General features: G+C 45.9%; 14 protein-coding genes and 2 pseudogenes. 7 read left to right on the top strand and 9 right to left on the bottom strand.

What is annotated here, in order from left to right; all coding sequences use genetic code 11:
* Window positions 1–36: 36 nt before the first annotated feature.
* From R8N49_RS01410 to R8N49_RS01400, 3 genes are read right to left on the bottom strand one after another with little or no spacing between them, the layout of a single operon-like run.
* Window positions 37–1,191, bottom strand: a complete 1,155-nt coding sequence (locus tag R8N49_RS01410; protein WP_186585217.1) for an acyl-CoA dehydrogenase family protein — start codon at window positions 1,189–1,191, stop codon at window positions 37–39.
* A 19-nt stretch (window positions 1,192–1,210) separates the two neighbouring features.
* Window positions 1,211–2,704, bottom strand: a complete 1,494-nt coding sequence (locus tag R8N49_RS01405) for a CoA-acylating methylmalonate-semialdehyde dehydrogenase (RefSeq protein ID WP_064354633.1) — start codon at window positions 2,702–2,704, stop codon at window positions 1,211–1,213.
* Between the two features lie 23 nt (window positions 2,705–2,727).
* Window positions 2,728–3,939 (bottom strand): acetyl-CoA C-acyltransferase, encoded by a 1,212-nt coding sequence (locus tag R8N49_RS01400; protein ID WP_017821196.1) that lies wholly within the window; start codon window positions 3,937–3,939, stop codon window positions 2,728–2,730.
* Between the two features lie 275 nt (window positions 3,940–4,214).
* Here R8N49_RS01400 and R8N49_RS01395 point away from each other — a divergent pair, with 275 nt between their 5' ends.
* The 5 genes from R8N49_RS01395 (at window position 4,215) to R8N49_RS01375 (ending at window position 9,232) form a co-directional block, all read left to right on the top strand.
* Window positions 4,215–4,589 (top strand): MerR family transcriptional regulator, encoded by a 375-nt coding sequence (locus R8N49_RS01395; RefSeq protein ID WP_017821195.1) that lies wholly within the window; start codon window positions 4,215–4,217, stop codon window positions 4,587–4,589.
* Between the two features lie 66 nt (window positions 4,590–4,655).
* Window positions 4,656–5,825, top strand: coding sequence for an isovaleryl-CoA dehydrogenase (locus R8N49_RS01390; RefSeq protein WP_318189853.1), 1,170 nt, complete (start codon window positions 4,656–4,658; stop codon window positions 5,823–5,825).
* 25 nt (window positions 5,826–5,850) lie between these two features.
* Entirely contained in the window at window positions 5,851–7,455 is a 1,605-nt protein-coding gene (locus R8N49_RS01385) for a carboxyl transferase domain-containing protein (RefSeq protein WP_025767660.1), read from the top strand.
* A gap of 29 nt (window positions 7,456–7,484) precedes the next feature.
* Window positions 7,485–8,324: an enoyl-CoA hydratase-related protein gene (locus R8N49_RS01380; protein ID WP_042521092.1), complete on the top strand. Its 840-nt coding sequence runs from the start codon at window positions 7,485–7,487 to the stop codon at window positions 8,322–8,324.
* Complete coding sequence (locus R8N49_RS01375; protein WP_213965143.1) at window positions 8,324–9,232, top strand: hydroxymethylglutaryl-CoA lyase; 909 nt, start codon at window positions 8,324–8,326, stop codon at window positions 9,230–9,232. The genes R8N49_RS01380 and R8N49_RS01375 overlap by 1 nt, the downstream gene beginning before the upstream one ends.
* Before the next feature lie 46 nt (window positions 9,233–9,278).
* Here R8N49_RS01375 and R8N49_RS01370 read toward each other — a convergent pair whose 3' ends face one another.
* The 3 genes and pseudogenes from R8N49_RS01370 to R8N49_RS31000 form a co-directional block, all read right to left on the bottom strand.
* Window positions 9,279–10,157, bottom strand: a complete 879-nt coding sequence (locus R8N49_RS01370; RefSeq protein ID WP_005375761.1) for a DMT family transporter — start codon at window positions 10,155–10,157, stop codon at window positions 9,279–9,281.
* Between the two features lie 391 nt (window positions 10,158–10,548).
* A pseudogene (locus tag R8N49_RS31005) lies at window positions 10,549–10,902 on the bottom strand (methyl-accepting chemotaxis protein); the annotation flags it as partial.
* Window positions 10,903–11,082: 180 nt separating this feature from the next.
* Window positions 11,083–11,769: pseudogene (locus R8N49_RS31000) on the bottom strand (PAS domain-containing protein); the annotation flags it as partial.
* 868 nt (window positions 11,770–12,637) lie between these two features.
* Here R8N49_RS31000 and R8N49_RS01355 point away from each other — a divergent pair.
* On the top strand, window positions 12,638–13,078 hold the full coding sequence (locus tag R8N49_RS01355) for a phosphate-starvation-inducible PsiE family protein (protein WP_005375731.1): 441 nt from the start codon (window positions 12,638–12,640) through the stop codon (window positions 13,076–13,078).
* A 419-nt stretch (window positions 13,079–13,497) separates the two neighbouring features.
* Here R8N49_RS01355 and R8N49_RS01350 read toward each other — a convergent pair whose 3' ends face one another.
* Window positions 13,498–14,106 carry a MarC family protein gene (locus tag R8N49_RS01350; protein WP_017635732.1) on the bottom strand — a complete coding sequence of 203 codons (609 nt, stop codon included), beginning with the start codon at window positions 14,104–14,106 and terminating at the stop codon, window positions 13,498–13,500.
* A 279-nt stretch (window positions 14,107–14,385) separates the two neighbouring features.
* Window positions 14,386–14,811 (bottom strand): TraR/DksA C4-type zinc finger protein, encoded by a 426-nt coding sequence (locus R8N49_RS01345; RefSeq protein WP_064354628.1) that lies wholly within the window; start codon window positions 14,809–14,811, stop codon window positions 14,386–14,388.
* A gap of 190 nt (window positions 14,812–15,001) precedes the next feature.
* On the opposite strand from R8N49_RS01345, the gene zigA reads away from it, so the two are divergent.
* On the top strand, window positions 15,002–16,201 hold the full coding sequence (gene zigA, locus R8N49_RS01340; RefSeq protein ID WP_005375723.1) for a zinc metallochaperone GTPase ZigA: 1,200 nt from the start codon (window positions 15,002–15,004) through the stop codon (window positions 16,199–16,201).
* A gap of 147 nt (window positions 16,202–16,348) precedes the next feature.
* Here the strand turns inward: zigA and R8N49_RS01335 are convergent, their stop codons facing one another.
* Window positions 16,349–17,563, bottom strand: coding sequence for a CobW family GTP-binding protein (locus tag R8N49_RS01335; protein WP_053303729.1), 1,215 nt, complete (start codon window positions 17,561–17,563; stop codon window positions 16,349–16,351).
* Window positions 17,564–17,986 lie beyond the last annotated feature (423 nt).

The raw sequence follows: 17,986 nt of genomic DNA, 5'->3' as shown, positions 1-17,986 counted from the left end.
CTGAATCCTTTCTCAATGAGCAAATCCAATACTTCGCTACAGCAAGGCCGACTCCTCAGAGAGCAAACGACGTGCGATGATCAAGCGCATGATTTCGTTCGTTCCCTCCAGAATTTGATGCACACGCACATCTCTGAAATGACGCTCCATTGGATACTCTTTGATGTAACCATAGCCGCCATAAAGCTGCAGCGCGTGGTCGCAAACCTGGAAACCCACATCGGTTGCGAACCGTTTTGCCATCGCGCAATAAGCCTTGGCATCGGGGTCATTTCGGTCGAGTTTGCTGGCGGCATAGCGCACTAACTGCCGCGCAGCCACTAGCTCTGTTGCCATGTCTGCCAATTTGAATTGTAAGGCTTGAAACTGCGCAAGCGACTTGCCGAACTGCTTACGCTCCTGAATGTATTGTGTCGCCTGCTCAAGGGCCTGTTGAGCCGTACCGACGGAACAGGTCGCAATATTTATACGCCCTCCATCAAGCCCTTTCATCGCAAAGACAAAACCTTGCCCTTCTTCGCCCAGTAAATGGCTAGCTGGAATAACGACATTTTCAAAAGTAACCGCTCGTGTTGGTTGGCTGTTCCAACCCATTTTGGGTTCTTTGCGCCCATAGCTGATACCATCAGCGTGAGCAGGAATAACAAATGCGGACACGCCTTTGGCACCCGCTTCTCCGGTTCGCGCCATCACGACCAAAACATCTGTCTCTCCTGCGCCAGAGATAAAGGTTTTGCCACCATTCAACACGTAAGTATCACCTTTTTTGCTCGCGGTTGTGGCCAACGAAGCGGCATCCGATCCCGCATTAGGCTCGGTTAAGCAATAGGAGCCTAACCACTCCCCCGTAACTAATTTCGGACAGAACTGCGTTTTGGCTTCATCGGTAGCAAAACTGGCTATCATCCAACTGACCATGTTGTGAATCGTCATAAACGCCGTAGTGGACGTACATCCCATGGCCAGTTGTTCAAAGATAATTGAAGCATCCAAGCGACTCAGCCCTAGGCCACCTTGCGCTTCTGGAGTGTAGAGACTGAGAAACCCCAGTTCCCCCGCCTCTCTCAATACGTCTTTGGGGAAGATCTGCTTTTCATCCCACTCCGCCGCCATCGGTGCTAAACACTCATCGGCAAATTGCTGAGCGGTATCAGCAAATGCACGTTGATCTTCATTAAGTTCAAAGTCCATAAAAGCTCCTTTTATTCACTCAGCGCAGTTGGATGGTCAGATTGGGCCCCGTCGGAATATCGTCATCAAACCAACGTGCCGTCACCGTTTTAGTCTCGGTATAAAAACGTACCGCTTGTTTACCATACGCATGTAAATCACCATAGAAACTGCCTCTCCAACCAGTAAAGGAGAAAAATGGTAAAGGGACTGGAATTGGCACATTGATCCCAACCTGACCGACTTGAATGTCATGCTGATATTTTCTCGCAGCAGCGCCATTAGCGGTAAATATAGAAGTTCCGTTGCCGTAAGGGTTGCGATTCACTAACTCAATAGCTTCTTGCAACGTTTCGACTTCCATACAAACTAAGACAGGGCCAAATATCTCTTGCGTGTAAATCGACATGTTCGCTGTTACACCGCTAAACAAGGTTGGGCCAATCCAGTTTCCATCGGGAAAGCCTTCCACTTCACACTGACTGCCATCGAGTTCACACACTGCGCCTTGTTGTTTGCCATCTTCAATTAGGTCCAATACGCGTTGTTTAGCTTGCTCACTGATCAGTGGGCCATAAGCAGCTTGCTCATCGTCCCAAGGCCCTGGGTGTACTTTCGCCATTGCCTGTTTGAGGTCTGTAATCCATTGTTTTGAATCGCCGACAAATACCGCAACAGAAATTGCCATACAACGCTGCCCCGCAGCCCCTACGGAGGCTCCGATTAGGTTATTCACCACTTGATCTTTGTTTGCATCAGGCATGATCACCATGTGATTCTTTGCACCAGCAAAAGCTTGAACCCGTTTAAAATGTTTAGTCCCTGTGGTGTAGATATAACGGGCAACGGGAACCGAGCCAACAAATGACACCGCTCGAATATCAGGATGAGCCAGAAGAAAGTCGACTTGCTCTTTGCGGCCATGAACGATCTGCAACACTCCTTTCGGCGCGCCAGCTTGCTCAAATAATTCAGCTAAACGAATAGAGGTCAATGGCACTTGTTCGGAGGGTTTAAGCACAAATGTATTGCCCGCAGCGATAGCGATTGGGAACATCCACAACGGAATCATGGCAGGAAAGTTAAATGGCGTAATGCCGCAACACACACCTAGGGGCTGAATCATTGAGTAACTATCAATATCCGTGGCAACGTTTTCGACGGTTTCGCCCATCATGTTGCTAGCAATGTTTGCCGCCTGCTCAACCACCTCGATACCACGCCATACATCGCCTTTAGCATCCGCTAAAATCTTACCCGTTTCATGAGAAAGCAGTGTGGCAAGCTCATCATGATGCTCTTTGAGCAAGTGCTGATAACGAAGCATGACTCTGGCACGCTCGGATACTGCCACTTCCTTCCAGGATTGGAATGTCTCTTTCGCATTATCAATGGCAGCTTCCATCTCGTGCTCTGTGGAACATGGAACGTACGCAATGACATCATTAGTGGCAGGATTGGTTACCTCAACCCAATCCGATGTTTGAGATTCACGAAACTCGCCACCAATAAACAAGGGAACCAAACGAGTCATCATTTACTCCTTTCTGATTTCAATTAAAGCGGTATTTCAATGCCTATCGCCGTGGCTTCTCCACCACCGATACAAAGTGACGCAACACCCCGCATCACTTTTTTGGCTTCGAGATCACCATTGGTGCCTAGCGCTTGTAGCTGACGCAAACTGTGAATCAATGTCACCAGAATTCGTGCGCCACTAGCCCCTATCGGATGCCCAAGTGCACAGGCTCCACCTTTAATATTTACTTTGCTCGTATCTAGTCCAAGTTCCGCCACCGCTATTTGTGTCACAACGGCAAAGGCTTCATTGATTTCCCACAGGTCCACTTCATAAATTGACCAATCTAGCTGGAACAGCAGTTGCTCAATTGCGTAGACGGGTGCCAAAGTAAATTCTGCAGGTTTTCTGGCATGTGTAGAGTGCGCCTTGATGATCGCAAGTGGTTTAAGCCCCTGATGACGCGCAGTGTCTTCATCCATAAGCACAAGAGCCGCCGCGCCATCTGAAATGGCACTCGAATTAGCAGCGGTCACCGTACCTTTTTCATCGAATGCAGGTTTGAGTTGAGGAATTTTACCAAGGTCAATCGAGCGTGGGTGCTCATCGTAGTCCAGCACCGCTTGTTCTGACTTGGTATTGAGTGAAACCGGCGAAAGTTCATCGGCAAACAAGCCTCGCTCTTGAGCTTCCAACGCACGTTTTGCCGACATCACGGCCCATTCATCCATTTGCTCTCTGGTGAACTTAAGCCTGTCAGCGACTTGCTGAGCATAAACACCCATTAAGTGCCCTTCGTAAGCATCTTGTAGCCCATCGAGAAACATGTGGTCATACGTAGACTGGTGCCCCATGCGCATTCCCTTTCTCGCCTCCCTCAGCAAATACGGCGCATTGGTCATACTTTCCATACCACCAGCAATGGCTGAGCGAATCGTTCCAGCTTTAATGAGATCGTGCGCTAACATGACGCTCTTCATGCCAGAGCCACACACTTTGTTAATGGTGGTGCACCCTACACCCAAAGGAAGATCGGCCCCCATAGATGCTTGCCTCGCAGGAGCTTGTCCACACCCTGCTGGAAGCACACATCCCATGAACACTTCATCCACCGAAGTCACATTCACTTCGTGCATTGCCGCCTTGATCGCCAGTGCGCCTAATTGAGGAGCAGAGTAAGTTTGCAACTTGCCTTGAAAGCGCCCAATTGGCGTTCTTTTCGCGCTGACAATCCAGATGTCTTTTCCCATGATTCGCATTCCCTTAAGGTATATGTGAACACTTGGCAGAATGATGACACCCTACATAGAATTACTCACCAAGCGCCACACCAGCCTTTATCGCCTTTTTCACTAACAAACTTTCATTCCGCGATTTCTTGACGTTTACGTAAGCATAGCACTAGCCTTTACAATGAGATGAAAAAACACACCAAGCAGGCGTTTATATTTCAAAGTTGATGTTCGACCTTCCCATTAAAGGTTCGATTTCCAGAAACTGGATTTTTATTCGAGGTAAGTATGTTATGGAAAAATACAAGATCAGTGACCTCGCCAAGGAGTTTGATATTACTACTCGCAGTATCCGGTTTTATGAAGACGTGGGTCTGATTGAACCAGAGCGAAAAGGCAATATGCGCGTTTATCAACGCAGGGATAGAATTCGCCTCAAACTGATTTTAAGAGGGAAACGACTCGGTTTTTCGTTGGCAGAAATTCGTGAACTTTTCGAGCTCTACGACATGCAACAAACCGAAGGACAGTTGTTGAAAATGCTCAATATCATTGAAGAGAAACAAGCTGTCCTACAACAACAACTCAACGACATCAGCGTCGTTATGGCTGAGTTGAATGCCGCTAAGGAGCGTTGTATTCAAACACTCAAAAGCAAGCAGACATAAACGCTATACTCAATTAGCAACACCGCTATCGGCTTTTCCACCTTACCTCTGATACCGGGAGACGTTATGAAAAGCACCTATACCCCACTCAATTTCGGACTTGGTGATACCATCGATATGCTCCGAGAACACGTTAATGCCTTTGCTACGGAACATATTGCGCCCATCGCCGCTGCGATAGACCGCGATAACCAGTTCCCGAATCATTTATGGCCTTTGTTGGGAGAAATGGGGTTGCTTGGTGTGACCGTCGATGAAGAGCTTGGTGGTGCAGGCATGGGATACCTCGCTCATGTTGTTGCCATGGAAGAAATCAGCCGTGCCTCTGCGTTTGTCGCTCTAAGCTACGGCGCTCATTCTAACCTGTGCGTCAACCAAATCTTTCGTAACGGCACGCCTTCTCAACGCGAAAAATACCTTCCAAAACTCATTGATGGTACGCACGTTGGCGCCCTAGCGATGAGTGAGCCCAATGCCGGTTCAGACGTGATAAGCATGCAACTGAAAGCGGAGAACAAGGGCGACCATTTTGTACTGAATGGCAACAAAATGTGGATAACAAACGGGCCCGATGCTGACGTAGTGGTGCTTTACGCTAAAACGGATGTCAGCGCAGGTTCACGTGGCATTACCGCATTCATTATTGAACGTAACTTCGCAGGTTTCACTCATGCTCAAAAGCTGGACAAGCTAGGCATGAGAGGCTCGAATACTTGCGAACTTGTATTTAACCATTGCGTAGTGCCAAAAGAGAATATTCTTGGCGAGTTGAATAAAGGCGTCGAGGTGTTAATGAGTGGGCTGGATTACGAGCGCGTCGTCCTCGCTGCCGGACCACTCGGGATAATGCAAGCTTGCATGGACATTGTGGTCCCGTACGTACATGAACGAGAGCAGTTTGGAAAATCCATTGGCGAGTTTCAGTTAGTTCAGGGCAAGATCGCCGATATGTACTCTCGAATGAGTGCAGCAAAAGCGTATGTATATACCGTCGCAGCGGCTTGTGATCGAGGTAACGCAACACGCAAAGATGCGGCAGGAGCGATTTTGTACAGTGCAGAGCTCGCCACACAAATGGCACTCGATGCAATACAACTGCTCGGTGGGAATGGCAACATCAATGAATACCCTGCTGGTCGTTTGCTACGTGATGCAAAGCTTTATGAAATCGGCGCGGGTACCTCAGAGATTCGCCGCATGTTAATAGGCCGAGAGTTGTTCGAAGAATCTCGCTAACGGAACATACGACAAGGAAGTCATTATGGCCATTATCAAAAGTAAAACTAAGCCAACTGACGAGTTATTTCTTTCCAATAAAGCTGCGATGGAAACGTTGGTCACTCAACTTAATCAACACATCGAGACCATCAAACAGGGCGGCGGTGAAAAAGCCATTCAGCACCAGAGGCAAAAAGGAAAACTCCCCGCACGAGAACGCATCGCGCGCTTGCTTGATGACAACACTGACTTTCTTGAAATCAGCCAGTTTGCCGCCTGGCAAGTGTATGACGAAGCGATCCCCTGCGCTGGCGTTATCGCCGGCATTGGTATCATAGAGGGGATTCAATGCATGGTCATCGCCAACGATGCTTCGGTAAAAGGCGGAACCTACTACCCACTCACGGTAAAAAAACACCTTAGAGCGCAAGAGATTGCCCAACGTTGCCAACTCCCCTGCGTGTACTTGGTGGACTCCGGTGGCGCAAATCTCCCTCATCAGTCCGACGTCTTCCCCGATAAAGAACACTTTGGTCGCATTTTCTTTAACCAAGCGAGAATGTCGGCGAAAGGCATCCCCCAAGTTGCTGTTGTGATGGGGCTTTGCACTGCTGGGGGCGCGTACGTTCCTGCCATGGCGGATGTGTCCATTATGGTTAAAGAGCAAGGCACCATTTTTTTGGCGGGGCCACCTTTGGTGAAAGCGGCCACTGGCGAAGTCGTGACGGGTGAAGAGCTCGGCGGTGCAGACGTGCATTGTCGAAAATCTGGTGTCGCAGATTATTACGCTGAAAATGATGAACATGCCCTAATGCTTGCGAGAGAAGCCATTGCCAATGCCAATAGAACAAGACCTGTTAAGCCAGAAAACACCGTGCTTCCTCCCCGCTACGACGCAGAAGAAATCTACGGAATTGTGAATGCCAACTTACGACTGTCATTCGACGTTCGAGAAATTATTGCCCGCATCGTCGATGATTCTGATTTCGACGAATTCAAAGCCTTGTACGGCAGAACGCTAGTGTGTGGCTTCGCTCGTATTCAAGGACACTTGATTGGTATTGTGGCAAACAACGGTATCTTGTTTTCTGAATCGGCACAAAAAGGCGCGCACTTTATTGAGCTGTGCGCCAAACGGAAAACACCGCTTCTCTTTCTCCAAAACATTACCGGCTTTATGGTCGGAAAAAAGGTTGAAGAAGAAGGCATCGCAAAACATGGCGCCAAGCTAGTGATGGCCGTCGCTTGTGCTGACGTGCCGAAGTTTACCGTGATCATCGGTGGATCGTACGGCGCTGGTAATTACGGCATGTGCGGCCGAGCGTATGATCCAACCATGATGTGGATGTGGCCGAACGCGCGTATTTCTGTTATGGGCGGAGAACAAGCAGCAGGCGTTTTAACACAAGTTCGAAAAGACGCGAAGGAACGTCAGGGGGAAGAGTGGTCAGAGCAAGAAGAGCACATTTTTAGAGAATCGATCATAGGCTTGTATGAAACACAAGGACATCCCTATTTTGCGAGTGCTCGGCTATGGGATGACGGAATTATTGACCCTAAAAAAACGCGTCAGGTGTTGAGTCAAGCGTTAATGGCAGCATTAAATGCCCCCATTCCTGATAGCGAGTTTGGCGTCTTCAGAATGTAAACATCCAAAGATGAATTAAGGAAGTTAGTATGCAGGAAATGCAACCAAGCATTATTCCCAACGCCCAAAGGCAAGATGATGTTCTTTGGCATGTCGATGATAATGGCGTAGCGACCATTACCCTAAACAGAACAGCTAAACACAATGCTTTTGACGCTTGTACGATCGACTTGCTGATCCACCGCCTAGATTATCTCGCTTTACGAACGGATGTGCGGTGCTTGGTATTAAGAAGTAACGGCAAGCACTTTTCATCCGGGGCCGATTTGAATTGGATGCAGTCGATGGCCGACAGCACGAGGCAAGATAACTTCGTTGATGCCCAAAACTTGGCAAGACTCATGGAAACATTAGATTCGTTCCCTCAACCCACCATCGCAGTTGTTCAAGGTTCCGCTTATGGTGGTGCTTTAGGGTTGATTTGTTGTAGTGATATCGCCATCGCAAGCCAAAGTGCCAACTTTTGCTTAAGTGAAGTTAAGCTTGGTTTAGTTCCAGCGACCATTGCGCCTTACGTCATGCGCGCGATGGGGAATAGACAAGCTAGACGCTATATCTTAAGTGGTGAAGTCATTTCAGCCGAAGATGCCGAACGGTTTGGTATTGTGCACGAAGTGAAAGAAGCCAAACAGCTTGAAAATGCGGTCGATAGCGTAATCAAGACGTTGCTACTGAATAGCCCAGATGCGATGCGTAAAGCGAAAACGCTCTGCCATCAATGTCATCAAAACCCCATCGATCAACAACTGATTCACTATACTAGCAAGCTCATTGCGGACATTAGAGTATCACCCCAAGGTCAAGATGGGCTGCAAGCGTTTCTTGAAAAACGTAGCCCAAGTTGGGTCACCAAGTCACAGGACAAGTAATGCTACCTTCCAAAGTAAAGATTGTCGAAGTAGGTCCTAGAGATGGGTTGCAAAATGAACCTCCTGTTGCGACCCAGACTAAAATCCGGCTGATCAACTTACTCTCTGATACTGGGTTAACGCATATTGAGGCGGGCTCTTTTGTTTCGCCCAAATGGGTGCCACAAATGGCGGACTCAACAGAGGTCATGAAAGCAATAACAAGGCGAAATCATGTTACTTATTCTGCCCTGACACCAAACCTAAAAGGCTTCGAACAAGCCTTGGAGGCTGGTGCCAATCAGGTCGCGATTTTCACTTCATCATCAGAAGGATTCTGCCAACACAATATCAATTGCTCGATTGCAGAAAGCCTAACTCGCTTCGAACCTGTAATGCGATTAGCCACCAAACACGGCATCCCTGTTCGTGGCTATCTATCCTGCGTTGCCGACTGCCCTTACGATGGCCCGACAGCCCCTAAACAAGTGGCGAGCGTGGTCAAATCACTCATCGATTTAGGGTGTTATGAGGTGTCTCTAGGCGACACAATCGGTACAGGCACGCCAAACCGTATCGCTGCTATGCTGGAAGCCGTCATGTTGGTTGCACCTCTTCGCCAGCTTGCTGTCCATTTCCACGACACATGGGGACAAGCTCTCACCAACATTTATCAGGCATTGAGTATGGGCATCAATACCATCGACAGTAGTGTAGCTGGGCTGGGTGGATGCCCATACGCTCATGGCGCATCAGGAAATGTCGCAACGGAGGATGTACTGTATTTATGCCAAGGGTTAGGAATAGAAACGGGGATCGACTTAGAGCTACTGGCTAAAGCTGGCTGGATGATCAGCGAAGAGCTGGGTCGGCAGCCTACATCAAAAGTGTCATTAGCATTGCGTAACCGCGTATTATCACTTTCGTAGAAGGCCATCCGGCACCTCAAATTCTCCCAACCCAAGTTAATTTGCTCTACTTTCGAGTAGGGAAGCGAAACCGCCCGCCAGTACGATAAATAATTAGAGAAAATAAGATAAGCACACAACCTACTAGTTTATTTGCCGTTAGCACTTCGCCATACCACAGCACGCTCAGAATAACCGTCCAAACTGGTTCTAATATCATAATTAGAGCAGCGTTACCTGCCTGAACAAATTTTTGCCCCATGGTTTGCATTACGTAACGCAAGCTCGTCGCTAATAAGGTACTCAACGCAAACCACCACCAAATAGAGGAGTCCACCTCAGCCGGGAAAGATTCCATAAAAAATGAAACCAACAAACCTAAGCAACCTGCTGAAAAAAGTTGCACGCAAGTAAGCAGCAGCACAGGTAGTTTTTGAGAGTATTTGCTGTTCACATTAAAATGAAGCGCCAAAACCAGTGCTGCACCAAGAAACCACAATTGACTGGCCGATTGTTTCCAGCCACCAACTAAAGAAAGACAAGCAAGACCTAATACAGCGATAGGCAAAGAAAGCCAGAAAATTCGTTGTGGTCGTTGACGAAACATAACCCATGCAACAATCGGCACAAACAGCATGGAAAGGCTCATGATAAATGCGCCTTCCCCAAGAGTATCACTGATAGAAATAGCGTAAATCCATGTCATAACGGCACTGCCTAACAGGAGCCCGACACCACCAGCAGAAAGCACATCTTTTAAGTTTGCTTTCAGCAAAGGTCGGTAACATAGAGGCAGTAAGCAGAGCGAAGCGATAGTAAATCGCGCCCCAATAAAGCCAAAAGGTGGTAAACCCTGTATTGTTTCCTTAGAGAATATCCAGCCAAGTGCAGCGATCATCGTCGTCGCAACCAGAATAACCGTCGCTTTGCGTTCTGAGTTAAACATAAGTACTCACAAAATATGGAACACACAATAGCGCAGCAAGAGAGTTTTACTGCGCTATTGTGTAAATTTGAAAGGGGTTTGTGTCGAGCGAAAAAGTGAAAGCCCGATCCTCTCCTGTATTGTTGTCACGCAGATTGAAGTTCTGCTGCTAGATACATTAAATGCAGGCAAAGTCTTAAGGCAAGCCTTTTCGCATACTAAATTACTTTAGCATTCTATACAGCAAGCAAACTGGCTAAAACCTGTACCGGGTGTCGAACTACCTCCCCTTCAAAACGCTTAACTTGACTGCGGCAGGAGTAGTATTGCGACTTCAGCGCTCCTCAATACAGGTTGAATAAGGCGAATTGCTTTTTACCCATCGCCCCTACAATGAAAACTTATTGATTAACTACAACGAGCGGTTAAATTGCTCCACGGCCTCTACAACACGGCTAGCGCCATCTTGTATTTCATTCATCACATTGCCTGCTTTTTCAGAGAGCTCTAGCGTATCTAGTGCTTCTTTTTGGCATTTAGCGATCAGCTTAACTGCGTTATCTGTTCGCTGTAGGTTTTCACTGACCATTGTGACAATTTCATCGGTGGTTGCATTGGTTCTTGTAGCAAGCTGTCTGACTTCATCAGCAACAACGGCAAAACCTCTACCATGCTCACCCGCACGAGCCGCTTCTATCGCCGCATTTAACGCCAATAAGTTAGTTTGGTCAGCGATACCACTGATGCTATTTACCAACTCGCTAATACGCGATGAGTGCGCTTTAAGCTCGTCAATCGCGGTGTTCGCTTGCTGCATTTGCTCGGAAAGTATCTGCATCTTTTCTAACGTTGAGCCTATAACCTCTTGCCCTTGCAGGGTTTGTGTTCCAGTTTCTTGGGAGATTTCGTTCGCCAATTGCGCAGCCTGGGCCATTTTCTGTTCCTGCATCACCTGCTGGGTAATATCTGTCGCGAACTTAACGACCTTGTAGAGCTCTCCTCTGTCGTTATGGATAGGGTTATATGAAGCCTCTAGCCACACCTCTTCACCATAACGGTTAACTCGTTTGAATCGCTCTGATGAAAATTGCCCTTTTGCTAAACGTTGCCAAAACTCACGGTAAGCTTGAGAGCTCGACTCTTCCTGATCACAAAACATGCGATGATGCTTCCCTAGAATCTGATCAAGCGTATAACCCATTGTGTTTAGGAAATTATCGTTGGCTTTTAAAACATGGCCATCTAATGTGAACTCAATCACCGCCATAGAACGACTTAATGCATTTAGCATGTCCTCTTGCTCACGGGATGATTTGATCGTTCGCGTAAGTTCAGAAGCAAAAACAAAAAAGCTTTCTACTTCTCTGCGCTCATTTAAAACAGGCTGGATAATCGTTCTTAACCAGGCTTCCTCACCATTACCTTTCTGTACTTGCAATGCCCCATTCCAGAACACTTTATCTTGGACGGCTTTCTTCATTCGATGAAAGTGGTCTGTATTGCGCGAATTTGACGGTACCAATTCAGTAATTGATTTCTTTAAGATCTCATCATCATGTAAGAAAAGTTCTTGCTGTAGTTTGGTATTTGCAGAAGTAATGAGGCCTTTACTATCCAATGTTAAGCGGATCATCTCTTCATCTAAACTGGTTTGGATTTGCTGCAGGATTTGCAACTCCTGCTTTAATCGTTGATTTTCTTGTTGAAGCGACTTATTAAAAAACATGACTTTCTCTCATTTGACCGACCTTCGGATTAGTCAAAGGTTTATTATTTGTATACCGAATAAACTGCAAGCGGCAAAATCGTTTGGTTGCATATTCAAACGCGATTTCTATTTCTTATCAAAGGACCCCGCAGGGAATACGGCGATTTTTTCTCCAGTGTAACCTAAGCGCAGTATACTGAAATTTCTTCAGCACCCAAGTTGTTTATATATTTATCAATATTAAAGCTCTTTATCGCCAATTTGAGGTTTGTATTTGTGGATATACTTATATGGAGAAGTGGTGTGTTCAGATCAATAAGCCTTTTCATTTAAAAAAAGGGCCTTGACTTAGTTCCAATAATTTTCGCCGTTTTACCGCTTTTCCACCCGACTTTTGAGCGATTACCCACTCCTTATTCGCTTGTATTTCTATTAACAACGCACGGAGGAACCAGCAACAAGCGCATCGATTTGCCCAGTATCAATACGTTGTGGTATCCGCTCATTCAGTTTGCCGTGAAGGTGATGAATCACCACCTCACCAGTCGACTCGTCACGATCAGAAATGAGGCAATGAGGTAATGAGGTAATGAGGTAATGAGGTAATAACGCATGACACCAGAGATTACATTATGTGTCCAACATTGTGCCCACTCCTAAGTTTCATAACTTCCTTCCCTCGGACGCTTCTATCTCTCACCACAGCAACTATGCTTTAAACGACATGTATTCAATTGTCTAGCTTCAACATATGAAGGTTAAGTGAACATAAACAAGCGAAGGAAACAGGGCCATGGAAGTCGATAAAAATGATAAGTTAACAAAAAAATTACAGATAGTGATTCATTGGTCTGTAAGAGTATTGTCGATAGTTATGTTGTTTGTAATCGTCATGGGTGTGATAGATGTTGCATGGACGATATATCAAAAACTTATCACGCCACCTAAACTCATTCTGACGATTTCAGATATGCTAGCCACTTTTGGTGCTTTTATGGCCGTTTTAATTGCTATTGAAATTTTCATCAATATAACTATTTACCTGAGAGAAAATGTTATTCATGTAAAAATCGTCATGGCCACCGCGCTGATGGCAATCTCCCGAAAGGTCATTATTATAGACTTTGAAACCTTGTCTCCAATGTACCTGATTGGAATTGCGGCTGTAGTTCTTAGTATGAGTCTTGGTTACTGGCTGATCCATAAACTGCCCAATAAGAGCCATACTGAATAAACTTCTCAGCCTCCCGAATTTTCAGATACTCTCAAGGCATGAAAAAGTCTTGTCTTGGCACGTTGGAAGCTAATAAATTCCTCCATGCTAGGCTCTATATACTGCGAGACTACAAGATTATAGAGTAGTGCCTAGGCGGAGAAATTATCGATATTATTTTCTAGCAGCTAATCTTTGAGTATTGGCAAAGCTCAATGGGGCAAGTGTTGCTCCAGTTCCCCATCTGATTTATACCCTCAACATCTATGTATTTTAATTTAAACTTTTCCGTGATCCTCTTAAACAAGGTCGTCACGAATAGCCTGAAGGATTACATCCGGCTAAAAGTAACCGCCAGAAAAGTGATTGTCAGGTGGTCGGTCATCTCGCCGTAAAATTAGCTCTTAACGCATACCTTCAGCTCAGTTTGCGAAAAAGCCTTAAAGGTCAAAGTAACTTTCAATCCCATTCAGAGTGTTGGTCGTGGCCACAGCGGCTAATATCAACCCCATGATCCGACTTACAGCACTAGCTCCTGTATTCCCAATAATCCTGTGTATGCCGCTGGCCATTAATAGCAAGATATAAACAACCAATAGTACCAGCAGCATCATAGCCACTGTCTGGACTTGCTCCCAAATATTAAACCGCACGTTCTCTGTGAGTAAAACGGCGGCTAATATTGCGCCAGGGCTAGCAATTGATGGAATGGCTAGAGGAAAAACTGCTGTATCATGATGACTATTGAGCGTTCTGATTTCTTCTGCTGGTTTACTCTCACCAAATATCATAGTCAAAGCAAACAAGAACAATACGATACCGCCCGAGATTTGAAACGCAGACAAGGGAATACGCATTGCTGTAAGTATGATTTCACCAGCAACAACAAAAAACAGTAGGATAGCAGCGGAGAATAGAGTCGCAAAAAGAGCGACCTTACGCTTTGCCACTTCTTCATAGCTTTTTGTGGCTGCGATAAAAACGGGCACAGTACCTATGGGATCGATGACAGCAAAGAAAAAGATAAAAGTTGCCACAAAGTCAATCATGCTACTTTCTCCAGTACCAATTTAGCTTTAAGGATAGAAGATCAGCTTGAAGTAGCAGAGAAAATGTTTGACGCTAACATAGCGAGAGCTCATTCAGAAAAACAAAAATGGTGCGTTATTTACAATACAGAACTTACTTCTATCCTATCGATAACTATTAATATCTCAAAGGTAATGACTACCATACCTAACGGTAGTCGCCATCGCTTTAGACTTCTCAGAGAACATCAAAAAAACAAGTGAACGAGAAGAATATCGACGTCATAAGATAGTGAGGCTTTAGTGTTTATACCAGTGCTCTTTTGACTCCATTTGAGCTTTTACTTCTGCACTATATTCAGCAGTAGGTCGTGCCAATAACCTTGGAATGCCGATAGGTTCTCCGGACTCTAAACAATAGCCATACTCCCCTGCGCGCAAGCGAGCCAACGATCGTTGAATCTTAGGTAACAGCTTTTGCTCTCTATCTATGATTCTTAATGCGATTGCAGATTGCTCCTCACTGGACGCCCTATCGCTTTCGTCACTGAATTCCATTGGCGCAATCATCTCTTCTTTCGCGCGTTCAATATGCGCTAACGTCAATTCATAAAGCTCAAATAATCGGTTTTCAAAAAACGCGAGCTGAGCTTCATTCATATAATCCGCCTCGGGCGCTGCAAGAATTTCTTCTTCTGTCATGACATGCTTTTTCTCTTCGTTCATAGAACCTCCACACCGAGATAAGAGTTCGATCTCTAAATTCCGGACATCTGAACCTGTGCAACTAAACGACAAATAAAGCCGCCAATAAGGTGCAGTGCTCGACACACTCACAAACTGCTTGATGCCAGAGTTAAGATCACCGACTATATTAATTGTTATATTATAACATTACACTATAAAGAGCATGAGCATGAACACCCAGAAACTCCCTGTTACGGTTTTGTCCGGCTTTCTAGGCGCAGGAAAAACAACCGTTTTAAGTCATATTCTTAACAATAGACAAGGCAGAAAAGTCGCGGTCATCGTCAACGACATGAGCGAAGTCAACATCGATGCAGCGACCGTTCAGAATGAAGTTTCTCTCAACCACAGTGAAGAAAAGTTGGTTGAAATGAGTAACGGTTGCATCTGTTGTACCCTGCGTGAAGATCTGCTTGAAGAAGTCACTAAACTCGCGCAAGAAGGCAGATTCGATTACTTAGTTATCGAGTCCACTGGCATCGCCGAGCCACTTCCCGTTGCAGAGACTTTTACGTTTGCTGATGAAAACGGGCTATCACTTTCAGACGTTGCACGTTTAGACACCATGGTTACGGTGGTTGATGCGATTAACTTTCTGCGTGATTACGATGAAGCTAAGTTCTTAACAGAGACAGCCGAATCATTAGGTGAAGACGATGAACGCAGCGTTGCTGACTTACTCGTTGATCAAGTAGAGTTCGCTGACGTTATCTTGATAAGTAAAACCGACCTTGCTGAGAAATCAGAAATCGAAAGGCTTCTTGCGATTCTTAAAACTCTTAATACATCGGCCACTATTCTTCCTATCTCGAATGGTGAAGTAGAACTTGATGCGGTACTCGACACACAAAGCTTCAGTTTTGAAAAGGCACAACAAGCCCCAGGTTGGTTGAAGGAAATGCGAGGCGAGCACATACCGGAAACCGAAGAATACGGCATTTCCAGCTTTGCCTATCATGCGAGACGCCCTTTCCATCCAGAGAAGTTTTACGACTTCCTCCACAATGCGAAAGATTACGGCAAACTGATTCGTTCCAAGGGTTACTTTTGGCTAGCAACCAGACCAGAGTTTGTCGGTCAATGGAGCCAAGCGGGAGGCATCGCACGTTATGGTGTTGCGGGTATGTTTTGGAAAGCGATTCCGAAGGAGGAATGGCCGACGGATCAAGATTACCTAGATGCTATAAACGACATTTGGCAAGAACCATACGGCGATATGCGACAAGAATTGGTGTTTATTGGTCAGGGATTAGAGCAAGAGAAATTGATTGCTCGTCTTAACGAATGCTTGTTAACAGAAGATGAGATGGAGCAAGGGCTCGACTATTGGTTATCTCTGGAAGACCCTTTCCCTGAATGGGAACAGTAAACGACTGAGATACAAAAAGCCTCCCACCATTCGGGAGGCTTTTTCGTTACACAGAGCCAATTTTGGTATACCGAGCCAATTCAGTAAGTCCGTTCTCGAAACAACCCGAGATTCAAACATGTAGCGAGGGAATCCTCACCAGTGCATTCAAACCGTCTTCTTCTGGCTCAACTTAGCTATTTTCTTTGGCCAAGGATCTTCAAATGTTGCCCCTTGTTGCCATTGCTCCAATTCCACATCCGTTAAAAAGCAGTTTTCCAGCGCATCAATAAACACATCGACTTCGTTTTCTTGCCCAATCACCGTTAAGCGACAACGACGATCACCAAAGCGGCTTTCAACGCTGTCTATCTTATCTTGTAGGATTTGACGATGTTCCTCTGTGAAGTTTTGCGATTCGTCATTGATTACCGAAGCGCGCCAAAAGCCTGTAATTTCAAGCCCCACATTGCCGTTTGCTTGGCTCCAAAGTAGTGAAACATCGTCTCGAGTTGGGAACCAAAAGAACCCCTTACTGCGGAACACACCTTTAGTTAAATACTGATGGCAGGTATTCCACAAACGCGCAGGATGAAAAGGTCGATCATCTTTGATCACTTTGGCGACAAGGCTTTGTTCGTCTTTATCAGAGAGATTCAACGGCTCATTCGCCGTCTCACGAAGTTCTGCGGTTAACTGCTCAACGAGGAAGAAATTGTAGTCTTGCTCACCTTTCAACATGCGGATATCTAAGTTTCCCCATGACGTTTTGATTATCTCGGTGTAAACATTAAGCGGGTGAATCGCCTGCGCGATGTTGCGAACGGTATTGTCGTCCACTTTGTCCGTCTTGGTGAGCATGATACGGTTTGAGAACATGATTTGCTCTACCAACAAGTTTTCAACGCCGCGAACACCCTGCTGCACGTTCTCCTGCCACTTAGGGATTAAGGCAGAACCTTGTCGATAGTCATCTCGCAACCAAGTCGCATCCACCAACGTAATTACGTCTTTGAGTGCGAATTGTGCGTTACTTTTGAAGTACTCGACCAAAGGTAAAGGATGACTACTGCCCGACGTTTCAATCACAACCCATTCTGGCGATTTTTCTGCGCAGAGCTTTTTAAGGGCTTTATCGAGCTGCTTTACACCACTCAGGCTGCTGATGCTGTCTCCACTGATCGTAACAAAGTTGCCCTGCTCTTCACTCACCGCATCGGTATTTAAGATAAGCACGCCATCGACGTCTAACTCACTCATGTCATTAACAATAACGGACAGATCAATACCAGAAGAATCGGCTTGTTGAAGAATGTTGCGTAAAAACGTGGTTTTCCCGGACCCGAGAAACCCATGCAAAATGGTGACTGGAATTGATGGCATACTTTTGACCTACAAACTCTGGATGAACGCATGTTATAACATAACGTCTTAGTGAGTTATAGAAGGAATCCAATTGCTGTCTTAGACGCAAAACTTAAGAATCGGTAAAGATCACAGGGGCTGATTTCTCAGAACTCTCCTTCGTTTCTCATCACGTTTCATCACCAGCAAAGGTCTGACTATTGATAAAAATAATAAGTGGTTACAAAACGACCATTGCTTTGTTTATAAAATTGGAGAAAGATGACAATACAGCGATTTATAGGAGGTGGTGTTATGACTTTAGTTCTTACCGTTCTTATTTTCCTAAGTTGTATTGCGATGCTCGCGATTGGTGTGATGTTTTCACGTAGGCCGATCAAAGGCGGAGGTTGTTGCAAAGTGTCCGATGTTGCGGATGTGGGCGCACGTAAAAGAAAAAAT

This window comes from Vibrio sp. 1978, assembly GCF_033344345.1.
The sequence above is the reverse complement of the archived record's forward strand: the minus strand, read 5'-3'. Positions and strand labels throughout refer to the sequence as shown.

Excerpts from the sequence above, each read along its gene's own strand:
- R8N49_RS01350 (WP_017635732.1), bottom strand. The coding sequence starts at position 14,106 with ATGATTGACTTTGTGGCAACTTTTATCTTTTTCTTTGCTGTCATCGAT.
- R8N49_RS01345 (WP_064354628.1), bottom strand. The coding sequence starts at position 14,811 with ATGAACGAAGAGAAAAAGCATGTCATGACAGAAGAAGAAATTCTTGCA.
- R8N49_RS01370 (WP_005375761.1), bottom strand. The coding sequence starts at position 10,157 with ATGTTTAACTCAGAACGCAAAGCGACGGTTATTCTGGTTGCGACGACG.
- R8N49_RS01395 (WP_017821195.1), top strand. The coding sequence starts at position 4,215 with ATGGAAAAATACAAGATCAGTGACCTCGCCAAGGAGTTTGATATTACT.
- R8N49_RS01410 (WP_186585217.1), bottom strand. The coding sequence starts at position 1,191 with ATGGACTTTGAACTTAATGAAGATCAACGTGCATTTGCTGATACCGCT.
- R8N49_RS01400 (WP_017821196.1), bottom strand. The coding sequence starts at position 3,939 with ATGGGAAAAGACATCTGGATTGTCAGCGCGAAAAGAACGCCAATTGGG.
- R8N49_RS01355 (WP_005375731.1), top strand. The coding sequence starts at position 12,638 with ATGGAAGTCGATAAAAATGATAAGTTAACAAAAAAATTACAGATAGTG.
- R8N49_RS01385 (WP_025767660.1), top strand. The coding sequence starts at position 5,851 with ATGGCCATTATCAAAAGTAAAACTAAGCCAACTGACGAGTTATTTCTT.
- zigA (WP_005375723.1), top strand. The coding sequence starts at position 15,002 with ATGAACACCCAGAAACTCCCTGTTACGGTTTTGTCCGGCTTTCTAGGC.
- R8N49_RS01335 (WP_053303729.1), bottom strand. The coding sequence starts at position 17,563 with ATGCCATCAATTCCAGTCACCATTTTGCATGGGTTTCTCGGGTCCGGG.
- R8N49_RS01390 (WP_318189853.1), top strand. The coding sequence starts at position 4,656 with ATGAAAAGCACCTATACCCCACTCAATTTCGGACTTGGTGATACCATC.
- R8N49_RS01375 (WP_213965143.1), top strand. The coding sequence starts at position 8,324 with ATGCTACCTTCCAAAGTAAAGATTGTCGAAGTAGGTCCTAGAGATGGG.
- R8N49_RS01380 (WP_042521092.1), top strand. The coding sequence starts at position 7,485 with ATGCAGGAAATGCAACCAAGCATTATTCCCAACGCCCAAAGGCAAGAT.
- R8N49_RS01405 (WP_064354633.1), bottom strand. The coding sequence starts at position 2,704 with ATGACTCGTTTGGTTCCCTTGTTTATTGGTGGCGAGTTTCGTGAATCT.